At 73.2% G+C, this 2,527-nt stretch carries 3 protein-coding genes; 1 reads left to right on the top strand and 2 read right to left on the bottom strand.

All coding sequences use genetic code 11. The features are described from left to right. On the bottom strand, window positions 1-125 hold a 125-nt coding region (gene rpmE / locus ACTUAL_RS24430; protein WP_440901896.1), incomplete at its 3' end, for a 50S ribosomal protein L31. A gap of 252 nt (window positions 126-377) precedes the next feature. Between rpmE and ACTUAL_RS24425 the strand changes: the two genes are divergently transcribed. Further along, window positions 378-785 (top strand): hypothetical protein, encoded by a 408-nt coding sequence (locus tag ACTUAL_RS24425; RefSeq protein WP_232520072.1) that lies wholly within the window; start codon window positions 378-380, stop codon window positions 783-785. Between the two features lie 80 nt (window positions 786-865). On the opposite strand, the gene rho is transcribed toward ACTUAL_RS24425, so the two are convergent. Further along, window positions 866-2,527: transcription termination factor Rho (gene rho / locus ACTUAL_RS24420; RefSeq protein WP_440901895.1), on the bottom strand; the 1,662-nt coding region annotated here is incomplete at its 5' end.

The raw sequence follows: 2,527 nt of genomic DNA, 5'->3' as shown, positions 1-2,527 counted from the left end.
TGGCAGTTGGAGCAGACCTCGACGTGGATGGCGCCGGAAGTCTTGGTGCTGTGGGTCGTGAAGGTGTTGCCGCAGCCACAGGTGACCTCGGTCTTCACGTACTCCGGGTGAATGCCAGTCTTCAACGTCTCGTCCTGTTCTTCTCGTGAGGCCGCCGGGTCCCCGCGCTGGTAGCCGGGGTGAACCGGAGCCGGACTCGACCTGACAGTCTGCCAGATCCACTGCTGCCCGGTGCAACGCGTCCACCTCCTCGGGTGTTCCCGTGGCGCTCGTCACGGCCGCCGCTCACCGACGGCCGCCGACCACTGGGCGCTGCGCCCCCGGAGGTGGTCCGGGCGGGGTACCGGCGCGCGGCCCCGACCAGCACACTGGGTCACGTGCTCAGTTCGTTCGGTCGCCCCCTGGCGCTGACCACGTGGCTGGCGGTCCCGTTCGTGTTCGCCGGGGCCGTGCTGGGCCTGAGCGCGCTCGCGGGGCTCGCGCTCGGTCTGCCCGGTGACGTCGCCCTGTCCAGCGCCCTGCTCGGCGCCGCGACGGCCGTCACGGCGGCGGCCAGCGGCACGGTGGTGTGGACGGCGCGGTGGCAGCGGGTGTGGCTGCGCTGGCCGTTCCTGGCGGCGGTGCTGGGCGCCGGGATCGCGCTGGACGGCGTGGAGGTGCCGGTGTGGGCCGCGCTGGGGCTGGGGCTGCCCGCCGTGGTGCTGCTCGTGATCGAGGTCTACCTGGAGCGCCGCCGCACGGCCGCGCTGCTCGCCGACCGCCGCGCGAACGCCCAGGACCGCTAGCACCCTGCTGAAAACCGTGCAGAACCACGACGGCCCCACCCCGGAAGAACCGGGGCGGGGCCGTCGAACCCGGCGCGGGGTCAGTCGTTGTCCGCGCCCGGCGTGGTCTTCGCGACCTGCATCAGGAACTCGATGTTGGTGCGCGTCTTGCGCAGCCGGTCGAGCAGCAGGTCGATCGCCTGCTGGCCGTCGAGCGCGTGCAGCACCCGGCGCAGCTTGTGCATGACCGCCAGCTCGTCCGGGGACAGCAGCAGGTCCTCCTTGCGGGTGCCGGACGAGTCCACGTCCACCGCGGGGAAGGTCCGCTTGTCGGCGATCTTGCGGTCGAGCTTGAGCTCGGCGTTGCCGGTGCCCTTGAACTCCTCGAAGATCACGCTGTCACCGGCCGACCCGGTCTCCACCAGCGCGGTGGCGATCACGGTCAGCGAGCCGCCGCCCTCGATGTTGCGGGCCGCGCCGAGGAAGCGCTTCGGCGGGTACAGCGCCGTCGAGTCGACACCACCGGACAGGATGCGCCCGGACGCCGGGGCCGCCAGGTTGTAGGCGCGGCCGAGGCGGGTGATGGAGTCGAGCAGCACGACCACGTCGTGACCCATCTCGACCAGGCGCTTGGCCCGCTCGATGGCCAGCTCCGAGATCGTGGTGTGGTCCGACGGCGGGCGGTCGAAGGTGGAGGCGATGACCTCGCCCTTCACCGACCGCTGCATGTCGGTGACCTCTTCGGGGCGCTCGTCCACGAGGACCACCATCAGGTGGCACTCGGGGTTGTTCGTCGTGATCGCGTTGGCGATCGACTGGAGCACCGAGGTCTTGCCCGCCTTGGGCGGCGACACGACGAGGGCGCGCTGGCCCTTGCCGATCGGCATCACCAGGTCGATGACGCGCGTGGTGAGGATGTGCGGCTCGGTCTCGAGGCGCAGTCGCTCGTTCGGGTAGAGCGGGGTCAGCTTGGTGAAGTCGGGGCGGTTGCGCGACTCCTCCGGGTCCAACCCGTTGATCTTGTCGACGCGCACCAGCGGGTTGAACTTCTGCCGCTGCTGCTCGCCGTCGCGCGGCTGGCGGACGGCGCCGATGATGGCGTCACCGCGCCGCAGGCCGTGCTTGCGCACCAGCGAGAGCGACACGTAGACGTCGTTCGGGCCCGCGAGGTAGCCGGAGGTGCGCACGAAGGCGTAGTTCTCCAGCACGTCCAGGATGCCCGCGACGGGCAGCAGGACGTCGTCGTCGCGCACCTCGGTGTCGGTGCCCGCGCCCGCGCCCTCGCCCCGGCCGCCGCGGCGGCGGCGGTCCCGGAAGCGGCGACCGCGACGGCCGCCCTCGTCGTCGCCGTCGTCCTCGGGCACGTTGTTGCTCTGGCGGTCGCGGTCGCGGTCCCGGTCGCGATCCCGGTCGCGGTTGCGCTCGCCCCGCTCACCCCGATCGCGGTCGCGGTTCCGGTCGCCGCGCTCGCCCCGCTCGGAACGCTCGCCCCGGTCGGAACGCTCGCCGCGGTCGGAGCGCTCGCCGCGCTCACCCCGGTCACCGCGCTCACCCCGCTCCCGGCCCTGGCGCTCGGAGCGCTCGCCCCGCTCCCCCCGGTCGGAGCGCTCAGCCCGCTCGGACCGCTGCTCCGCCTGCTGCGGGGCCTCGACCTGCGCGGGAGCGGCGGCGGCAGCCGCGGCGACGGGCGCCTCGGGGCTGCCCGCGGGGCGGTTGGCGGACCGGCGACGGCGGTTGCCGCGACGCCCGGTCTCCTCCTCCCC

Source organism: Actinosynnema sp. (genome assembly GCF_052038725.1).
This window is presented reverse-complemented; position numbering and strand designations above follow the sequence as displayed.